Annotated in this window: 1 protein-coding gene; it reads left to right on the forward strand. The window is 40.7% G+C overall.

The window, feature by feature from the left end; all coding sequences use genetic code 11:
• A partial coding sequence (locus MiSe_RS50240; RefSeq protein ID WP_226595111.1) for a hypothetical protein occupies window positions 1-199 on the forward strand: 199 nt, incomplete at its 5' end.
• Window positions 200-268: the final 69 nt, after the last annotated feature.

The raw sequence follows: 268 nt of genomic DNA on the forward strand, positions 1-268 counted from the left end.
TTTCTCTAAATCTTTGACCTTTTTTGCAGTGGTTTTCAATGGGGTGCAATACAAGATTGTTGCCGGGACACGGCAGCGGAAAAATTTGGCGCTGATGACAAAAATTACTGATGCCCTGTCCCTACATGTCATTGATTTGACTGATGAAATTAATTTGTTTGTAGTCAGGGATTGGGTGCTGCTCTCGGCACTTGCCTAGAACTTGTAGCAGTTGAGCAGATTTTCCTGAGTTATCTTGTTTCTTGTTTTTCTCTAAATCTTTGACCTT

The organism is Microseira wollei NIES-4236 (genome assembly GCF_020521235.1).
GTDB lineage: Bacteria > Cyanobacteriota > Cyanobacteriia > Cyanobacteriales > Aerosakkonemataceae > Microseira > Microseira wollei.